17 protein-coding genes are annotated in these 19,609 nt (G+C 37.1%); 7 read left to right on the forward strand and 10 right to left on the reverse strand.

The genetic code is table 11. The features are described 5' to 3' along the window. The first annotated feature begins 2 nt into the window (after window positions 1-2). On the forward strand, window positions 3-1,418 hold the full coding sequence (locus tag IPJ80_08155; protein MBK7913458.1) for an efflux RND transporter periplasmic adaptor subunit: 1,416 nt from the start codon (window positions 3-5) through the stop codon (window positions 1,416-1,418). Window positions 1,419-1,459: 41 nt separating this feature from the next. Here the strand turns inward: IPJ80_08155 and IPJ80_08160 are convergent, their stop codons facing one another. The 8 genes from IPJ80_08160 to IPJ80_08195 form a co-directional block, all read right to left on the reverse strand. Continuing rightward, window positions 1,460-2,974 (reverse strand): GH3 auxin-responsive promoter family protein, encoded by a 1,515-nt coding sequence (locus tag IPJ80_08160; protein ID MBK7913459.1) that lies wholly within the window; start codon window positions 2,972-2,974, stop codon window positions 1,460-1,462. 508 nt (window positions 2,975-3,482) lie between these two features. Then, a complete protein-coding gene (locus IPJ80_08165; protein MBK7913460.1) occupies window positions 3,483-4,397 on the reverse strand; it encodes a lytic transglycosylase domain-containing protein in 915 nt (304 codons plus the stop codon). Between the two features lie 46 nt (window positions 4,398-4,443). Further along, window positions 4,444-6,258 carry a M2 family metallopeptidase gene (locus IPJ80_08170; protein ID MBK7913461.1) on the reverse strand — a complete coding sequence of 605 codons (1,815 nt, stop codon included), beginning with the start codon at window positions 6,256-6,258 and terminating at the stop codon, window positions 4,444-4,446. 186 nt (window positions 6,259-6,444) lie between these two features. Continuing rightward, complete coding sequence (locus IPJ80_08175) at window positions 6,445-7,203, reverse strand: ATP-binding cassette domain-containing protein (GenBank protein ID MBK7913462.1); 759 nt, start codon at window positions 7,201-7,203, stop codon at window positions 6,445-6,447. Further along, window positions 7,200-7,943 (reverse strand): ABC transporter permease, encoded by a 744-nt coding sequence (locus tag IPJ80_08180; protein MBK7913463.1) that lies wholly within the window; start codon window positions 7,941-7,943, stop codon window positions 7,200-7,202. The genes IPJ80_08175 and IPJ80_08180 overlap by 4 nt, the downstream gene beginning before the upstream one ends. Continuing rightward, a complete protein-coding gene (locus tag IPJ80_08185) occupies window positions 7,943-9,400 on the reverse strand; it encodes an aldehyde dehydrogenase (protein MBK7913464.1) in 1,458 nt (485 codons plus the stop codon). The genes IPJ80_08180 and IPJ80_08185 overlap by 1 nt, the downstream gene beginning before the upstream one ends. Before the next feature lie 15 nt (window positions 9,401-9,415). After that, window positions 9,416-10,045: a PspC domain-containing protein gene (locus IPJ80_08190; protein ID MBK7913465.1), complete on the reverse strand. Its 630-nt coding sequence runs from the start codon at window positions 10,043-10,045 to the stop codon at window positions 9,416-9,418. After that, on the reverse strand, window positions 10,029-10,382 hold the full coding sequence (locus IPJ80_08195) for a PadR family transcriptional regulator (protein MBK7913466.1): 354 nt from the start codon (window positions 10,380-10,382) through the stop codon (window positions 10,029-10,031). Before IPJ80_08195 ends, IPJ80_08190 begins: the two co-directional genes overlap by 17 nt. A gap of 260 nt (window positions 10,383-10,642) precedes the next feature. Here IPJ80_08195 and IPJ80_08200 point away from each other — a divergent pair, with 260 nt between their 5' ends. Both IPJ80_08200 and IPJ80_08205 read left to right on the forward strand, forming a co-directional pair. After that, a complete protein-coding gene (locus tag IPJ80_08200; GenBank protein MBK7913467.1) occupies window positions 10,643-11,509 on the forward strand; it encodes a hypothetical protein in 867 nt (288 codons plus the stop codon). A gap of 3 nt (window positions 11,510-11,512) precedes the next feature. Continuing rightward, entirely contained in the window at window positions 11,513-12,415 is a 903-nt protein-coding gene (locus IPJ80_08205) for an ROK family protein (GenBank protein ID MBK7913468.1), read from the forward strand. A 485-nt stretch (window positions 12,416-12,900) separates the two neighbouring features. On the opposite strand, the gene IPJ80_08210 is transcribed toward IPJ80_08205, so the two are convergent. After that, a complete protein-coding gene (locus tag IPJ80_08210; GenBank protein MBK7913469.1) occupies window positions 12,901-15,186 on the reverse strand; it encodes a CotH kinase family protein in 2,286 nt (761 codons plus the stop codon). A 208-nt stretch (window positions 15,187-15,394) separates the two neighbouring features. Beyond that, the gene (locus IPJ80_08215) at window positions 15,395-15,973 is read right to left on the reverse strand and encodes a nitroreductase (protein ID MBK7913470.1); all 579 of its coding nucleotides are present in this window, start codon (window positions 15,971-15,973) and stop codon (window positions 15,395-15,397) included. 61 nt (window positions 15,974-16,034) lie between these two features. Here IPJ80_08215 and IPJ80_08220 point away from each other — a divergent pair, with 61 nt between their 5' ends. From IPJ80_08220 to IPJ80_08235, 4 genes are all read left to right on the forward strand, one after another. Beyond that, complete coding sequence (locus tag IPJ80_08220; protein MBK7913471.1) at window positions 16,035-16,697, forward strand: metal-dependent transcriptional regulator; 663 nt, start codon at window positions 16,035-16,037, stop codon at window positions 16,695-16,697. 13 nt (window positions 16,698-16,710) lie between these two features. Beyond that, window positions 16,711-17,703, forward strand: a complete 993-nt coding sequence (locus IPJ80_08225) for a zinc ABC transporter substrate-binding protein (GenBank protein MBK7913472.1) — start codon at window positions 16,711-16,713, stop codon at window positions 17,701-17,703. Then, the gene (locus IPJ80_08230) at window positions 17,703-18,440 is read left to right on the forward strand and encodes a metal ABC transporter ATP-binding protein (protein MBK7913473.1); all 738 of its coding nucleotides are present in this window, start codon (window positions 17,703-17,705) and stop codon (window positions 18,438-18,440) included. The genes IPJ80_08225 and IPJ80_08230 overlap by 1 nt, the downstream gene beginning before the upstream one ends. A 140-nt stretch (window positions 18,441-18,580) precedes the next feature. Next, window positions 18,581-19,609 carry a PorP/SprF family type IX secretion system membrane protein gene (locus IPJ80_08235; protein MBK7913474.1) on the forward strand — a complete coding sequence of 343 codons (1,029 nt, stop codon included), beginning with the start codon at window positions 18,581-18,583 and terminating at the stop codon, window positions 19,607-19,609.

Genomic DNA, 19,609 nt, shown 5'->3' on the forward strand with positions numbered 1-19,609 from the left:
GTATGAATCAGAAAAAAGGACTGCGCTGGTGGTGGTGGTTAGCAATTATTTTAATTCCAGTTTTAATTGTTGCTGCTGTTTTTAAAGCAAAAAATAAACCAAAAGGCGAAGAAGTTAATTTGGAAAAAGTACAAACCCGTGATATCGTAGAGACAGTTACTGCGAGTGGTAAAATTTTTCCTGAAACCGAAATAAAAATTTCATCAGATGTTTCAGGGGAAATAGTTGAGTTGTATGTAAAAGAAGGTGACAGTGTAAAGGTGGGACAAATTTTGGCCAAGGTCAATGCAGATGCATATACTTCAGCAGTGGAACGAAGTTCGGCTGGTGTCAACATTGCCAGAACACAAGCCAGTACAAGCGGTAATTCCATTGAAAATGCGAAGCAACAAAAGACGCAAGCAAAATTGCAATATGAGAATGCAAAAAAAATGCATCAGAGAAATCAGCAGTTGTATAAAGATGGAATTATTTCTTTAGCAGACCTTGAAAGTTCGGAAACTACTATGAAAAATCTGGAAGCAGGTTTTAAAGCAGCAGAAATTATGGTTGAAAATGCCATCAAAGGATCGGAGTCTGCAAGTTTTCAAGTAAAAGATGCTGAGGCTTTGTTAAAAGAACAGCGTACGAATTTGGGTCGAACAATTATTAAAGCTCCAGCAACCGGTATCATATCAAAATTAAACGTTGAACGCGGTGAACGGGTTGTTGGAACCATGCAAATGAGTGGAACGGAGTTAATGCGGATCGCAGACTTACACGCAATGGAAGTTCAGGTTGAAGTAAGCGAGAATGATATTGTGAATGTAAAAACGGGTGATGAAGCTACTATTGAGGTAGATGCATATCAAAATAAAAAATTTAGCGGGCATGTGACCGAAGTAGCAAACAGTGCAAATAATATCAGTTCGATAGCAGGCAATTCTTTATCCACAGATCAGGTTACCAAATTTGTGGTTAAAATTCGCATTGAGAAATCATCTTATGCAGATTTAGTTGTAAATAATCGGGCACCGTTTCGTCCTGGAATGTCTGCAACTGTAGAAATCAATACCCATGAAGTTAAAAATGTTTTGAGTGTACCCATTCAGGCAGTCATTGCGTATGATCCCAATGAGGAAGTGCGGAAGGCGAAAGAGAAAAAAGACAGAGAAAATAAAAGTCAACAGCCAACAGCACAGGCAGAAGTAAAGGAAGTGGATGATTCACCTTATCGGGAAGCATTGTTTGTGGTGCATGGGGATACGGTTTCACGGGTAGATGTAGAAATTGGGATTCAGGATGAAAATTACATTGAAATTAAATCAGGAATTTCAGAGGGAGATGAAGTCGTTATTGGACCCTATGTGGCATTATCCCGCAAACTTAAAAATGGTTCAAAGATTCACCGTAAAGTAGAAGACAGCAAGAAAGAATAAATTGCAGAAGATTCTTTTAATTAGGTGTCTTTAAAATCAGATTAGATAAATTTTTTCAATTCATCCAGGTAATCCCTATGATTGGCTAGTCTGGGTACTTTTTGTTGTGCGCCGATTTTGTTTCGGGATTTCATCCAATTAAAAAAAGTTGATTTGGGAGCTATTGATAATTTTAATCGTTCGAGAGCCAGATCATGATATCGTTTCGCTTCATAATCTGAATTGACCTTTTTCAAATTATTATCCAATGCATTGGCAAATGCATCTGGATCTTTTGGGTCATTTTCAAATTCAATGATCCATTCATGTCCTCCTTTGCCGGAGGCAGTTAAAAATACAGGAGCAACTGTATATTCAACCATCTTGACTCCAAATTCATTGCAGGTTGCGGTCAAAGCTGCGTCGGTATTTGCAACCATGACTTCTTCACCAAAAACATTAATAAACTGTTTGGTACGACCTGTTATCACAATTTTGTAGGGATACTTTTGTGTAAATTTTACAGTATCTCCAATTTTATATCGAAACAAACCGGAATTGGTGGTAATGACCATTGCATAATTTTTGTCCAATTCCACCTCTTCAAGAAAAATTGTTTTTGGATGTTCTTTATCCCATTCTTCCATTGGAATAAATTCATAAAATACCCCATTGTCCAACAACAATAACATATCATGACTTGATTTGTCATTTTGCACTGCAAAATAGCCTTCAGATGCATTGTATGTTTCAATATAGGTAAATGTATCTGAAGGAAAAAACTCACGAAAGGGTTCACGATAAGGAACAAAGCTTACAGCACCATGCACAAAAACCTGCATTTTAGGCCAGACTTCAAGCATGTGTTGTTTCCCGGTTTGCTCTAATATTTTTTTAAACAAAACAACAGCCCAGGTGGGTGTTCCGGCTACCATTCTAATGTCTGCATGGATGCTTTCTTTGGCAATGAGATCCAGTTTTTTTTCAAAATCCGGAAGCAGCGCGATTTCTTTTTCTGGAAACAGCCGATTTACTGCAAGTGGATTAATCCGTTGATAAATAATCGCAGAGACATCACCTACCGTACTTCCAGGAAACTCTTTTAAATCGGAGCTGTAGCTTCCTGAAAGTAAAATACTCTTGCCTTCTATAATTTTACAATCTTTGACATTGTCATAAATAGCTGCAAGCAATCTCCATCCTCCTTTGGTGTGACAATCTTTATGATTGGGATCGGTTATAGGAATGTATTTACTTTTATCGCTGGTGGTACCGGATGACTTTGCATAATATTTTATTCGCCCTGGCCATAACACATTTTGTTCTCCGGTCATCATCCGATGAATATCATGTTTTATGCTTTCATAATCTTGCAATGGAAGCATATTTTTCCAGTCTGAAGTTTTTTTATACTTACTAAATCCGTATCGAATGCCCCATTCAGTATGTTCGGTTGTTTTGACTATTTTTTTTAATTGATTACTTTGGACTTCAATAGGAAATTCCATGAATTTCTTCATTTCTGAACGTGGAAGTTTCAGATATTGACTCCATAAGACATTAAGAAGCTGACTCATTTGTTTGAAAATGCTGGTGGCAAAAATAGTAAATAGAAAGCGTAAGGCGAATGTTGCAACCAAAAGAAATGTAAAGCATTGAAAATCAATTATATATAAATTAATTTAAAAATTAGAATGCAATCGTTGGAAAAATTTCTCGCAATGAAGCTGAGAAGCTAAGAAGCAAGGAAGCAAGGAAGCAAGGAAGCAAGGAAGCAAGGAAGCAAGGAAGCAAGGAAGCAAGGAAGCAAGGAAGCAAGGAAGCAAGGAAGCAAGGAAGCAAGGAAGCAAAGAAGCAAAGAAGCAAAGAAGCAAAGAAGCAAAGAAGCTAAAAAGCTTTAAAGCTTTAAAGCTTTAAAGAATAACTAACAAATATCGGTTATCCACTGATTATTTTCACGCAGAGAACCAAAAGCGCAAAGGGGTAAAGAAATGCAATAGATTTTGCTATCAACTAACAACCATCACCTATCAACTAACAACCATCACCTATCAACTAACAACCATCACCTATCAACTAAATAAATTATTTAGGAATTTTTATTTCATATTGTTTACCGGGTGTAATCTGTAATTCAGATTTTATTAACCATGGATTATACAATTTTAATTGGCGATAGGTAATGTTGTGTTCATGAGCAAAATCTGCCAAATCTGGAATGGAAGTGCTTACCGTTACTAAATCATACTTTGTTAATTCGGGGTAGCATTCATTTTTGCGAATGAAGAATCCAAATTTTTCAGGATTTGCCATAATTTCCTTCATGGCAACGATACGAAAAACATATCGATTCGTTTCTTCGCTTAAATTAAGGTCGTAATAATTGTTTTCTTTTTGTTCGGCCAATGCTTTTTGTAGCGCAGTGGGTCCCATGTTGTAAGCAGCTGCAGCCAATGTCCAGGTGCCAAAACGCTCTTTCATTTTTCGTAAATATTTACAAGCAGCCAGGCTGGCTTTTTCCGGATGATTTCGTTCGTCAACAAAGGCATTTACTTCGAGATCCAATTCTTTGGCGGCTTCTTCTTTAAATTGCCAGATTCCTTTTGCTCCTGCATAGGATACTGCATTTCGCAAGGAGCTTTCTGCAACGGCCAGGTATTTCATATCATCCGGAATTCCTTGTTCTGCAAAAATCCGTTCGAATAGTGGAAAAAAACGCTGGGCCAGTTTAATATGCAACAAGGTGTGACTGTGCATATAGCTATTTAGCAATAACTCGCGTTCCAATCGCTCCGACACATCAAAATAATCTATAGGGATGTTTTCTCCTGCGAAGTCATACTTATCTGCCAATTTAATCGGATGAATCGTTTGTGGAAGGGGATCGTAGCGATTATTAAAAGGTAAATCCTCTGAGCTGTGTAAAATGAATACTGCCAGTGCTCCCAAGAGCATCCCTCCAGCAACTAGACTTAGTTTAATCCAAACCGGTTTTTCCATAAAATTTAAACGTTGGATTTGTAAAGATAAGTATTTGCCATTGCAATTAAATAGATTCCGGAAGGGTATAATTTCTTCCTTTATTAATTTCTTTTAAATAAACCATTAGTGGTTCAAAATAGCGCAACATCGCTTTTGCATTTAAATCCTCTCCTGTATTGTCTTTCAATAATTTTTTCCAGTCTTCAGTTGCACCTTTTGAAAGAATGTGGTGTAAGAATTTACCAATTTCTTTATTTCCAAAATAATTAGTAGCCTGTGGCTCTTGCTTTAATATAGTTTGAGCTATATGGTCGTGCATTTGAAATAAAAGCACAAAGGACAATGCATAATCATAATATTGAGCTGCATCATCATTGATATGTGTTTTCGTTGCAGCATCACAATAGATTTCATCACGCGCAGCAGGAGGAGCAATTCCCTGAAACTTTTGGACATATTCCCACCAACTTTTATTCCATTGTTCTGGAGACAAATTGTTATGATATAAATCGTGTTCAAAATGTGTCATCACACCGGCACTCCATGGAATAAACACAATGTAGTTTAAGGCTTCTTTTAGTAAAATTTGTGTTTGATCAATTTTTGTTTTTTCATCTACCAAGCCCAGATTTTGGAGAAAGGGTTTTTGCATCGCAGCTAAACCCATCATGCTTCCAATTGCTTCATGATACGCGCGATTGGCTCCTTTGCGCAATACAAATGGAATACCAGGTTTTGCATATTCTAAATAATAGTAGATATGACCTAATTCATGATGCGTGGTTTCATACCATTCGGAATTGGCTTCAATGCTCATTAAAGAACGAACGTCTTGATTGAGATCCAAATGCCATGCAGATGCATGTGTATTCTTTTTGTATTGCGTCCCGGGAGCCAACGCATAGAGATCAGATTTTTGATAAAATGTTTCCGGTAGACTGTCAAAACCAAGACTTACATAAAAACGTTCTGCTTGTTCAACACACCATTTATCTCCTTTGGCTTTTATGATTTTATCAAGATCAAATCCTTCCACATCAACCAGTGCAGACCAATCCTGTCCCCAACGATTTGGAAGCCAATGTGCCGGCAACAAGTCCGGTACATTTTTTTCTTTGTATTTTTTTGCAAGTTCGTAACGTGCATAGGTATGCAATTCCCGATATAAGGGCCAGGCATCCCGAATCATGTTTCGACAATCAACCATCATCTGATCTGCATCCATGCCATATTCTGAAACCTGATAATTAAAATAATCAGAATATCCAATCGCCTGTACCGTTTTATTTCTAAGATCCCGGAGATTGATTAAACCCGGTTTTAATTCCTTTCCAACTTCTTTACTTGCATTCCAGGCAGCGAGTCGTTCTTTTAAATTGGTATTTGATTTCAGAATATCATCAATTTTATTTGGGTCTACTTCCTTTCCGTTCAATTGAAATTTAAACCCATACATTTTTTCAGTTTGAGCAGTACCCGCAGCGATTCGTTGTGCGACCAATTCTTTTGCAATGGCGGGATTATCACCTGCAGCATACAAAATAGTTTCTAGCTGCGTTATTTGCAGTGTTTCCAAGGAATCTTTCAATGCTAAATATTTTTTACACGCGTTGATATTTTCTTCACTCCCGGTAAATTTTGCTAATGCTTCATTGGCTGCTTTGGTGCGAGTGGCATTGGTTGTATCTCCTTCAACTATATGTGTTTGGGATATCCACTCTGCTTCAGATGCGATGGTATATAATTTTTGAAATTCTGTATTATAGCTATCTAAAAAGGTCTGTACTTCCTCTTTGACTGGAGGAGCAACAGGTGTCTGAACAGTTGGTTTACATGAGCAGATAGCCAGAATGGCGATGGCCGTGATTTGAAGTTTCATTTTGTTTGACTTAAAAACTAAAAATTGAAATAAATATAAATGAAATTAATAAATTATCGTACAGTTTCTTTCTTCTACTATAAATATATATTGAATAACAGCTAAACCTAGCTTCAATTCCATTTTACAAATTCAGGAAATATCCTCAAGCTTCCTAATAATTAAAATTTGTAATTAGGTATTGATTTACATGCTCATTTTTGCTTTCAACCTTTGTAAAAATGGAGAGGCAAAAATAAATCCCTGTAATATTTCATTCTTACTGCTTAATACTTCTTCCTTCGTACCGGTCCAGGCTAATTGACCTTCATGAATTAAAATGATATTATCACCAATTTCCATTACACTGTTCATGTCATGGGTATTGATTACAGTAATTATATTTTCCTCTTTGGTAATTGCATAAATCAATTCATCGATAACCAGAGATGTTTTTGGATCCAATCCGGAATTGGGTTCATCGCAAAATAAATATTTTGGTTTTAACACAATGGCTCTAGCAATTCCTACCCGTTTTTGCATACCACCCGATAACTCCGAGGGATATTTTTTATTATTTCCGGTAAGGTTTACCCGTTCGAGACAATAGTCAACGCGTTTGTCTTTTTCTTTACGTGTCATGGTGGAAAACATATCCAAAGGAAATCGAATATTATCTTCCACATTCATAGAATCAAACAATGCAGACCCTTGAAACAACATGCCAATTTGCATTCGCAATTCACGAGTTTGTTGTTTATTTAAGGAATAAAAATCAATTTGATCATAAAATACATTTCCAGCACTTGGCTTAATCAATCCGATCAATATTTTTAGCAGTACTGTTTTTCCTGCACCGGACCGACCAATAATCAAATTGGCTTTGCCTTGTACAAATGTGCATGACACATCATTGAGTACAACCTGTTCGTTAAAATTTTTAAAGATGTGTTCAGCTCGTATCATGAAGTCATCAACATAGCAATGATATAATCGGAAAGTAAAATGAGAATATTGGAATACACAACGGCTCTGGTACTGGCATCCCCTAATTCAATGCTTCCCCCTTTTACAAAATAACCCTGATAGCATGGCACTGTGGTTAAAATAAATGCAAAGACAATGGCTTTGACAAACATCATCCACACATTATAGGGCACAAAAAATGAACGCAATCCCCGGATATACTCTGCATGTGAAAACCAATTGGTAGGAACCACCGCAAGATAACCACCTATAATACTAATAAAAGCACCAATGCATACCAACATTGGTATGACAATCAATGCAGCGATGACTTTGGGTTGTAATAAGTAAGACGCTGTATTAACCCCCATGATTTCCATGGCGTCGATATGTTCTTTTTGACGCATGCCTCCAAGTTCAGCTGCAAGATTGGATCCGACTTTACCAGCCAACAGCATGCAAGAAAAGGTTGGTGCCAATTCAATTATCGTCATGTCGCGAACGATGTAACCAACATAATATCTTGGGATCAGGGAATCCCCCATTTGGTAAGCAAATTGGACAGCTGTAACTGCACCGATAAAAATTGAAATGATTCCAACGATGACAACCGACCCGATGCCGATGCTATTCATCTGCCGAAGAGTTTCCTTCCAATACATGGAATAGCGCTCCGGTTTATGAAAGGCTTGTCCCAACCATTGGATATATCTCCCAAAATGATAAACAGCTGAAAACATTAAATGGGGTTTGAATTATAATTGATACAAACATTTTTAGGTTCGGTAAAAAAACGCATGGCTTCAAATCCACCTTCTCTACCTACACCGGAATCATTCATCCCTCCAAAAGGAGTTCGTAAATCCCGTAACAACCAACAATTAATCCAAACAATGCCCGTATGAATTTGTTCGGCCATACGGTGTGCCCGATTCAAATTAGTTGTCCAAATAGTCGATGCCAATCCGTAGTCACTCGCATTGGCAAGCGTCAGTGCTTCTTCATCCGATTTAAAGGATTGTATGGTAACCACAGGCCCAAAGATTTCTTCCATGTTGGTCCGGCATGCAGGTCCCAAGCCTTCAATTACACAAGGTTTTATAAAGGCTCCTCCTTCACACCTCCCAGCTAATTTAATTTGATTTCCTCCAGTTAAAATGGTCCCACCTTCCTGTTTTGCCAATTCAATATAACTTAATACTTTATTCAAATGATCCTTTGATATCAGGGAACCCATTTTACAATCAGAATCCAAAGGATCTGAAGGCAACATTTTAGCTACCTTCCCAAGAAAATCTGCTTTAAATCGGTCGTAAATACTTTCTTCAATTAATATTCTACTGCCACATAGACAAATTTGTCCGCTATTGGAAAATGCCAAACGGACGACTTGCTTCAGGGTGTGTTCATAATCACAATCAGCAAAGACCAGACAAGGATTTTTACCCCCTAATTCAAGACTTAGTTTTTTAAATCGCGGAGCTACCTGTGTTGCAATGTGGTTTCCGGTTTTTGTTCCACCGGTAAATGAAATCGCTTTTATTTCTGGATGTTGAATAATGGCTTCACCAGCTTCTGTACCAAAACCATGAATAATATTTAAAACGCCATCCGGCAAACCGGCTTCTTTACAAATTTTACCCAAAAGATAGGCAGTTGTCGGACTCAATTCAGAGGGTTTTGCAATTACGCAATTTCCGGTAGCGAGTGCGGGAGCAATTTTCCATGTAAAAAGATAGAGTGGTAAATTCCAAGGAGAGATACAGCCCACGATGCCAATGGCTTGTCTGAGCGTATAATTAATCGCACGATTCGGCATCTCATGAGCTTCCGAGGCAAATTGCATGGCAGCTGTAGCAAAAAATCTAAAATTGGATGCAGCTCTTGGAATATCGATTTGTAATGAGTGGCTGATTGCTTTGCCTGTATCATTCGTTTCAGCCTGTGCTAATGCTGTTAAATTGGATTCAATGCCTTCTGCAATTTTGTTGAGAATTAGAAAGCGCTGTTCCTGAGGGCATGCAGACCAAGCTGGAAATGCAACTTTTGCTGCCTGGACGGCCCTGTCTACATCATTTTTATTACTTCTTGGAATTTTTGAAATGATTAATCCGGTAGCCGGATTCACATTGTCTAAATACGCTGAATCCGCAGGGGCACAATACGATCCATTAATAAAATTTTCAATAAACTGCATGGATAGCAAAGATAGTTAGCGACGCCGTTTCTTGCGCCACTTATCCCGCCACTCGTCAAAACGATCTGTTAAATCATCGATTTCTTCTTCTACCTTATTTGCGATATTGTGAATATTGATGGGTTTACCTTTCATTGCAAGGCGATCTGCAGCGGTAACTGCTTCAGGAACAATAAGCATCAAGATCAGATAGGTCACTATTCCAAATCCGGCAAAACCTAATAAAACAAAGGTCAATCTCACCCAAACCGGATCATCAATACCTATATAATGTGCAATTCCAGAACAAACACCGGAGATTTTTTTATCGTAAGGATCTCTAAATAGTCGTTTACCTAGACTGTATTCACCATATGTCGAAGTCCGGGGTTCTTCATATTCTGGCTGACCTTCAAAACGTTCTTCTGTTCCCATGACTTGAATCATTTGCTCAACATGCTGAAGGGTTACAATCGACATGCCTTTCATGTATTCTTTAAAAAGTTCTGCAATCCGGGATTCAATATCCCCCATGATTTCATGATGGCCTTCCGATTTTGAAAAATGGCGATCCAGCTGAACCAGGTATTGATCTAATTTGAAATAGGCATCTTCATTGACTGCAAATGGAAAGCCTCCGACATTGATGTTATGTATTTTGTTCATTTTCAGTTTTTATAATTTTAATAGATTGATTAACACTTTGTACAAACTGATGCCAGCTTTGCAGCAACACATTTAAAGCTTGTTTCCCTTCTTCCGTAATGGTAAAGTACTTTCTGGGTGGTCCGGCATTGGATTCTTTCCAATGGTATTCCAGCAGTCCGCTATTTTTCAACCTGCTTAAAATTGGGTAAAGGGTGCCTTCAACTACGATCAAATCAGCTGATTTTAAGCGATTTATCATATCAGAAGGGTAAGCTTCTTCTTCATTGATAATGGAAAGAATGCAAAGATCCAGGACTCCTTTTTTCATTTGTGCGATGGCATTTTCAATTTTCATACTGCAAAATTAATACTATAACAGGTACTGTGTATAACATAGTTCCATTTTAAGCACAATTTTTTTATTTTTTTTTAAAATAAAAATAAAGTATTGATATTCAAACATGTACAATTATTGAATTCGCTTTTAGTCGTGTGGATTTACTTCAAGATCCTCAGGTAAACACTTAATTATTGGCTATAAACTCGAAATTGAGTTTTGTAAGTTTATGAATTAGTTGCCTCAGCATTTGTTTTTTAAGATAATTTTGACGCTCCATGCAATTTGAAGTCCGAAAATTTCTATTCATCATCAATCCAAAATCTGGTGCCCAAAGGCGCTATGATTGGGAATACATGATTGAAAAACATCTAAAAGCTGATTTATTTCTAATTTTAGAATCAGTAAGTCCGGCTCATAGTGATGAATTGGTGCGTCAATATTCAGAAGATACCAGCGTGTGTGTGGTAGCAGTCGGAGGCGACGGCACTGTCAGTGAGCTGGCTAAAATGGTTTATAAATTTGATTTGATGCTGGGCATTATTCCAATTGGTTCAGGAAATGGATTGGCTAGGCATTTGAAAATTTCAACCAATCCTGCAAAAGCACTTGCTCGATTGACTACTGGAAAACCAAAACATATTGATTTAATAAAAGTAAACAATCGGTATTGCTGCAATACCTGTGGAATTGGCTTTAGTGGATTGATCAGTCGTTATTTTGGAAATAAAGGCAAACGCGGATTTACAACGTATTTTAAATTAGCCTTAAGATTACATAAAGAAAGCAAGTGCTTTGATGTGGTACTTAATGACAAATTGTTTAAAGATGTTTGGTCTATTGAAATTGCAAATTCATCTCAACTTGGAAACAATGCCATTGTATCTCCTTTAGCCTCCGTAAGTGATGGAATCATGGATGTATTAATTATGAGCAAACCAAAATCCTGGCAAATTCCCGGATTAATATACATGGTATTCAGTCGGAATATCTTAAAATCAAGTTTAAGTCATTTTATACGTGCCAGTGAATTAATTGTACAACTACCTGTTGAACAAGAACATCACATTGACGGAGAACATCGTGGATTAATTTCTGAATTAGAAGTAAAAATTCTTCCTTCTGTATTAAAAGTTATTTTATAAATCATGTCAGATTTACTTTGGGGAATTGATTTGGGCGGAACAAAAATTGAAGGGGTCGCGATTCAAATAGAACCAGAATTAAAAGTTGTTGAAAGAATGCGTGTCCCTACTGAAGCAGATCAAGGTTATGATCACATTCTATCTCAGATAAAAAAGCTAATTAATCAGATCGGTGAAAAAACAAATTCATATCCTGCGTTTCTTGGAATAGGGACTCCAGGCATTGTTGATCAGGAAACCCATCTCATTAAAAATAGTAATACACTTGGATTGATTGGCAGACCTATGAAAGAGGATCTTGAAAATCTTTTGGGAATTAAAGTGAAGATGGCCAACGATGCAAACTGTTTTGCAATGGCGGAAGCACAATTGGGTGTCGTACCTGACTATGTTAAAAATCCAGAGGTCGTTTTTGGTGTTATCATGGGTACAGGCGTTGGAAGCGGCATTGTGGTCAATGGTAATGTAATTCATGGTAAACACGGAATTGGTGGGGAATGGGGACATAATATTTTGGATGAAAGCGGTGATTTGTGCTACTGCGGTAAAAAAGGCTGTGTAGAAACATTCATTTCCGGTCCGGCTTGTGAACGACATTATGAAAAACTAAGTGGTGAAAAAATAAAAATGGCCGAAGTCTATGCACGATATCTTCAAGGCGATCATTTTGCCGTTGAAACCATGGAACGATTCATCTACTATTTTGGTAAAGCAGTTGCCGTAGTAATTAATATCATTGATCCAGAAATTATAGTATTTGGTGGTGGATTGGGAAATTTAGATATACTTTATAATCAGGGACGTGAAGAAGTCAGAAAATATATTTTCAACTACGAGTTGAAAACATTATTTGTAAAACCCAAACTAGGTGACAGTGCCGGGGTTATTGGAGCAGCTTTGCTTTGAGCAATTCTGCAATTTTCCAATGTTGCAATTTTCCAATGTTGCAATTCTGCAATGCTAAAATGTAAATGAATTAATACAAATTACTAATGATAATCAATAGTTGCCGAAGGCGTCCCGCCGAGGCGTGAGGGGAGTTGCTTACACATGGGTAAAAGGAAAGGAAGTCTATAGTCTGTAGGTAAATGCGGTTTTAATGTAATGCTGCAATTTTGCAATGTTGCAATTCTACAATGCTAAAATATAAATGAATTAATAAAAATTACTAATGTTAAGCAAAAGTTGCCGAAGGCGTCCCGCCGAGGCATGAGGAGAGTATATTTTTTGGTCTGCAGAAAGGAAGTCTGTAGATTTTATACTCCTCCAGACTTAATAGTCTAATAGCTTTTCAGCCTAATAGCTTATCAGCTTAATAGCTTTTCAGCTCAATAGCCTTTCAGCTTAATAGCTTATTAGCTTATCAGCTAAATATCTTATCAGCTTTAATCCTACAGTTTAATTATTTTTTCGGTAAACCATTGATTCCCGATTCTGATATGGAAAGAATACAAACCACTTGGTAATGAATTTGTAGAAAATTCAAATTCACTTTGGCCCTGCAGGCTGTTATTTGAATTTATGACTTGCTGTCCTACCGAATTTATTAGTTGAAATGAAAAAACTTTGTCATCCTCTATCTTTAATATGATGGATTCAACAAATGGATTAGGATAAATTCTGTATCCCTTATTTTTTAAATCCTTGTTTAAAACTACGCAGGTATTTTCTTTATTGAAACTGGGAAGGCTGGTTGTAATCCAATTCGTTGGACAAAAGGCATACGACTGATTATCTGGAATTTCCGGGAAACTGATTGAATCAACCAGGCTGCTGTCGGAATTATAAATGTAAACTTGTTCGCCTGATTTGGATAATTTAAAATTTGTATGCAGTCCGGGGTCTTTACCATCTTCATCAGCCCATACTATCAAATAAGATTTGGCAGGAATGCTGGTATCAGGAAATGCCCACTTTAATTTATTATCAACATTGTCTGAAAGAAATAAACCTAAACATTTGATTTCTGAATCAGTGGTATTGTATAATTCTATCCAATCTTCATAATTACCAGATTCATCCGCTATAAAATCTGTATTCGATGCCATAAGTTCGTTTATACGCAAAGCACCAGCTGAAATATTTGTTACAGAAACATTTAAATTGTAAAATTCATATTCTGCACGAACCGGTGAAACACTTGCGATGTATTCATTTTCAGCATACAAATAATATTGTAAATTCAAATGATTTCCAATATCCACAGTGGTGGCATACATGCCATCACCGGCAGCACCATCCAAATGCAAACCATCATCGTACATGGGAAGTTCGATAAATTTTTCTGTCTTATCAAAGCGGTAAAAAAGAGAGGCGGCTGTGCGGTTCTGTATTCTTGCTGATATGGTAACTGGTGAATTTAATATAAGAACCGATGGGCTATTTGAAATTTCTGAAATAACTGGTTTAATAACATTTAATGCAACATGAGAATTTAAAAAATTGACACGCGCATTAGTCAATGAAATTAATCCCGGATAGGTTTTTGCCATTCCGGTACCTACTGAATAATCTGAGTACAAATTGGAACGAAATGCAGCCTCTGTAAAAAACTTATTTTTATCATTTGCAACAGAACTTGCAATCAAATTCTGAAATGCCAAACCATCTGATTCGTATCCATTGCTTGTTTTTGCTTCTTCGAGTATTGTGTATAAATGTGCCAGGTAGCGTTTTTTAAATTTTGGAATGGAAAACAATTTAGAAATCAACGGCCTTTCTGCATTGTTAAGGTGAAGTAAAGGATCCAGTTGTTGCATCTGCATTACAGTCAGCGATGAACCGGTTCCGGCATTGGTAAATGCACCATAAAACTCATTGAAATCCCATGGAATGGTATTGAATCTTCCAATGTTATTTTGATACACCAAATAATTGTGCCCGGAACCAGAATAGCTATCCAGGTTGACATAAAAATTATTGAGTGCCAGCATCCATAAAGCCCGATCGACATCTAAGCTGGTTTCAATGTTTGTTACATTTTGTCCCAGTACTTGCATCATTGAAATAAATTCTTTCCAACCAAAGTCAGATTCTTTTTCATAACTGTTTGCATAGCAAGCAGAGTCGGAAGTTACATACTTTAAAGCGGAGCCCGTCATTCCGGGTGGACAAGTTCCGGGCAATTGAACTTGTTTGTCAGCGCGGTCGCATTGAAAAAATGAACCTGATGTTGAATAGAAATGATTGGATAAAAAAACATTGTCCACATCTTCTACATTGGTGTAGAGTCCTAATAAAACATCATTCACATAAACATTGATAAAATTGGCTTTAGGTGCCGGAAGATATTGTCGGGTAATCTGATAGCCCAATACTTCTCTTAAAAAACTAGGATCCATAAATCCGCTGGAAAGTTTGAGTGTATTGTATCCATCATATTTCTGATCAAGAATATAATCTAATTTAATATTAAAGGGATTTTTAGCACGAGTAGGATTGTAACTGCTGTTTCCTTTGTATCGGATGCCCACGCTGTCAAACGAAATGCCATTGAGTATTACTTTTGTTGCTAACAATCGGGCATCTGAATCAGCAGCACGCAATGAATCCAGTTTTTGATCCCAATTGGAATAAGGAAAATATATTTTTAATTCCTGGATTTGATTGGGTGCGTATAATGACTGTGAATTAAGCTTAAGGCTAAATAAGATGAGGAAGGTAGTTAGATATTTCATATTGGTAGGAAAGTAAATTAGACTTTATTTTAAGATAGAAGTTTAAATAGTATTTAATGATTAGATCATGTGACCAAATACAAAGGAAACTCAATAAGAAACTCTAAAAATGCTCATCTGATTTTGCACAAAACATTAAATCAGGCTGTCTTCCTTTGTGCCCATTTCTACCAGCCATCGTAAGAGAAAATTCCCAAACGCATTTTCCTTATCCCATTTTTCTCAAGATTTCTGACAGCGGTTTTCTGTTTGGAACCGGAGCTTCATAATCAGACCAACCCATAAAAAACAGACCCAGACAAAATTCATTTTCAGATAAACTCAAAAATTCCTTCATGTGATGGATGGCATCCGGACTGCTCCAATAAGATCCAATTCCTAATGCGGTACAACTCAACCAAATATTTTGAACTGCACAAGCCAGTGCTGCCGTTTCTTCCCATTCCGGTATTAAGGAGGCAGGACTTCTTTGGATACAAATTGCAAGTACTGCTGCCGATTGAAGTGGTTTTTCTCCGGCTTTTTTAAATTTTACCGGATCAAAATTTTCAGCACTTGTATTGAGTTTGTATCGATTCGAAAGAAATTCAGACAAATCATTTAATGCGTCATTTTCAATCAGAACAAAGCGCCAGGGTTCTGTTTTCTTGTGATTGGGCGCCCAACGGGCATTTTCAAGAATGGCTTCGAGGATTTCAGGGGAGATCTTGCCCGGTTTATAATTCTGAGGAAAAATCGCCCGGCGACTGTGTATTAAATCAGTTAATAGTTTAAATTTTTCATTCATCTTTAAAAATTAATTTGGTCTTATTTAATATTTAATTTAGCTTTGTCTAAAATTTCATTTTATGTTTACCCAGGCTGAAGAAAATTACCTCAAAGCAATCTATAAAATTACTCAAAATACTGCTGATCAAACAGTTAACACAAAGGCCATTGCAGATGAGTTGGGTACAACCAGTGCATCTGTAACAGACATGATTAAGAAACTAACAGACAAATCGCTCTTAAGTTATGAAAAATATTACGGAGTTAGTTTGACCAAGGAAGGCCAGAAAATGGCCATCAAGTTGTTGCGGAAGCATCGATTGTGGGAAGTATTTCTTCATGACAAGTTAGGTTTTAATTGGGATGAGGTCCATGATGTTGCCGAACAACTAGAGCATATTCAATCTCTCTTGTTGATTGAACGCCTGGATGCATTTCTGGATTATCCCAAATTTGATCCCCATGGGGATCCCATTCCCAATGAAAATGGAAATTTTACCTATCGCAATCAGGTTAGTTTGTCATCAATTAAAGAATCCGGCAAGCAACTAATCATGTTGGGTGTTAAACGACACCATTCGGAATTTTTAAAATACCTGGATAGTATTCACTTAAAACCCGGTGCCCAACTTAAGATTTTAAGTATCCAGGAATACGACCAGTCGATCAAACTTCGTGTAGAAGACCGGGATGAAATTTTAATAACGCAACAAGTTTCCCAGGATATTTTAGTAAAACCTTGAATGAATTTATAACATGAATAAAATAAGCATATATCTTTTTTTACTGTGTGTTTTCAGTGCGCTTGATGCAAAACCAAGAATTCTGGCTACTGCTTCTATGTGGGCAGATATGTCGCGTGTTATTGGAGGCTCCTACATTGATGTGGAAACAATCGTTCCGATTGGATCAGATCCTCATTTGTATGAACCTACTCCGAATGACGTTCGCAAAGTCAATGAAGCCGACCTGATTTTTATCAATGGATTTACTTTTGAAGGCTGGCTTCAAAAATTAATTAATTCTTCCGGAACCAAGGCAAAATCTATAATTATTACAGATGGGATCACTCCCATCACCAATCCGCATTTTAAAAATTCTACCGATCCACATGCCTGGATGGACGCGTTGCATGGAATTATTTATGCCGAACACATTGCCAAAGCCTTGATTGCATTTGACCCTGAACATGCAGCAAACTATCAAAGTAATTTTGAAGCATATAAAAAAGAATTGGAAGCATTGCATCAATACATTCTCAATAAAATAAATTCCATTCCACCGCAGCAAAGGATTTTAATTACCTCTCACGATGCCTTTCATTATTTTGGAAATCGCTATGGATTGCAAGTAGAATCCCTCATCGGGACTTCTACTGAAGCAGATGTTCAAACCGGTGATTTTATGCGGGTCAATCAACTAATTAAAGATCGTAACATTCCTGCAATTTTTATTGAAAGTACAATCAACCCAAAATTAATGGAACAAATCAGTCGTGAAAATAATATAAGCATCGGAGGTAAATTGTTTGCAGATTCATTGGGAGATGAAAATAGTCCGGCCAATACGTATATTAATTTATTAAAAAACAATGCCAATACCATTGCAGATGCTTTAAGTAAGAATCTGGTAACGACAAGCATTAATAATCCTGATGAAAAATCAAAAACCAGCATTTGGTTTTTTCTGATACCCATTGCAATCATTGCGGTGGCACTTTTTGTAGTTTTGAAAAAAAGATCAAACTGATGTATTCAATTGAAATCAATGGCTTATCAGTTGCGTATGAACATAAGCGGGTTCTCAGCAATATTTATTTAAAAATCGAACCTGGTTTTATATATGGTTTAATTGGTCCAAACGGTGCAGGAAAATCAACCCTTTTTAAATCAATTTTAAAAGAAGTCGAACCGAATGCAGGTGAAATAAAAATCTTGGGTTCTGTAGCAAAAGACATGCTGATTAAAATCGCGTATGTCCCTCAACGGGATGAAGTAGATTGGCAATTTCCTGCAACTGTTTATGATATTGTTTCTATGGGGAGATTTCCGCATAAAAGTCTTTTGGACCGACTCAATACAACCGACCGAACTATAATTCTAGAAGCGTTGGATCAACTGGATATTATAAAACTCAAAGATCGTCAGATTGGGGAGTTGTCTGGTGGACAACAACAACGGGTTTTTTTGGCAAGAGCCTTATGTCAGCAATCTGAGATCCTGTTAATGGATGAACCTTTTGTTGGAGTTGATATAAAGACAGAGAATAAAATCATTGATATTTTAAAAGAACTCGTTTCAAAGGGTAAAACAGTCTTAGTGGTGCACCATGACCTGGATAGTGTAATGATGTATTTTGATCGGGTCATTTTAATCAATCAAAAATTGATGGCCTATGGAGATACCAAAACCGTGTTTACGAAAGAAAATATTTCTGCCACCTATTCAAGTCAATCCAATTTATTGCAATTCTTGAAAACAGATTGATTTTAAGTCCAGCTAAGGGTTTAAACCCTGCCTTTTAGGAATTTTAGTAATTTCCTTGAATTGTTAAAATTCGAATTCTTTCTCATCACAGCCTAAACCAACGGCGAAATTGCAGTATATTTCGACCTCAATTGGGATGTATGAAGCAAAACCTTAATCTGGCTGTATTTCTGGTAAGTTCGCTGTTCTGTTCAAGTCTGTTTTCTCAAGATTTGCACTTTACGCAGTATGAATTTGCCCCTATTCATGTTAATCCGGCCAATACCGGAGGTTTTTTTGGAACCTTTAGATTGAGTGGCATCTATCGTGACCAGGGTGCATCTATCGGAAGTGCGGGCTCTTTATACCGGACGCCGCTATTTGGAATGGATGTCAATTTTGGGTTTGCATTCCGTGCTAAAGACTGGACCTCCCTGGCGATTTCGTTTTTTCAAGATCGAACCGGTGAAATTAATCTTGGAAAGGGTGGTTTTCTGGCATCCGGAGCTTATCACCTTGGAATTGGTAAAGGGGATTTAGCTATTGGCGCACAATTTGGAGGAGTCAGCCTAAATGCCAAGAATCCAGAAAAAGCAAATTTTTTAGATGAATTAGATTCTGGAGCAACCAGCTCTCCGGATGATTCCAAATTGCAATCTGGCAAAGCAAATTATCAAGATATTTCCGGTGGCTTGGTTTTTACAACACCCATTTCAGTCAAAAAACATTTATTTAAAATAGGATTGTCATCTGCACATATTACACAACCTAATTTTAGCTTATCCGGCGGAACGGGTTCTTATAAATTAAAAATGCTTTGGTCCGCTCATGGATCTTTAGAATATCACCTCAATGAAAAAGTGGATTTAACACCCATGTTTTGGTTGAGAAATTTGGATAAATTTAATGAAACAGTCGCTCAGTGTATGGCCAGTTATTTATTTAACGTTGAAAAGAAAGTTCGTCTGAATGCCGGTCTTGGATACCGATTTGGCGATGCACTCCAAATCATGGCTGGAATGAATTATGGCAAAATTAAAGCACAAATAGGCTACGACAAGACGGTTTCCGATTTAACAAAAGCACAGGATCCATCTGGTTTTGGTGCTATCGAATTGGGGATTATGTACACGGGCAATATTACAAAAAAGCCAAATCCTAAGCCTAAAGTTTTCTGCCCACGTTTTTAA

This window comes from Saprospiraceae bacterium (genome assembly GCA_016714025.1).
In the GTDB taxonomy this organism is placed as follows: domain Bacteria; phylum Bacteroidota; class Bacteroidia; order Chitinophagales; family Saprospiraceae; genus Vicinibacter.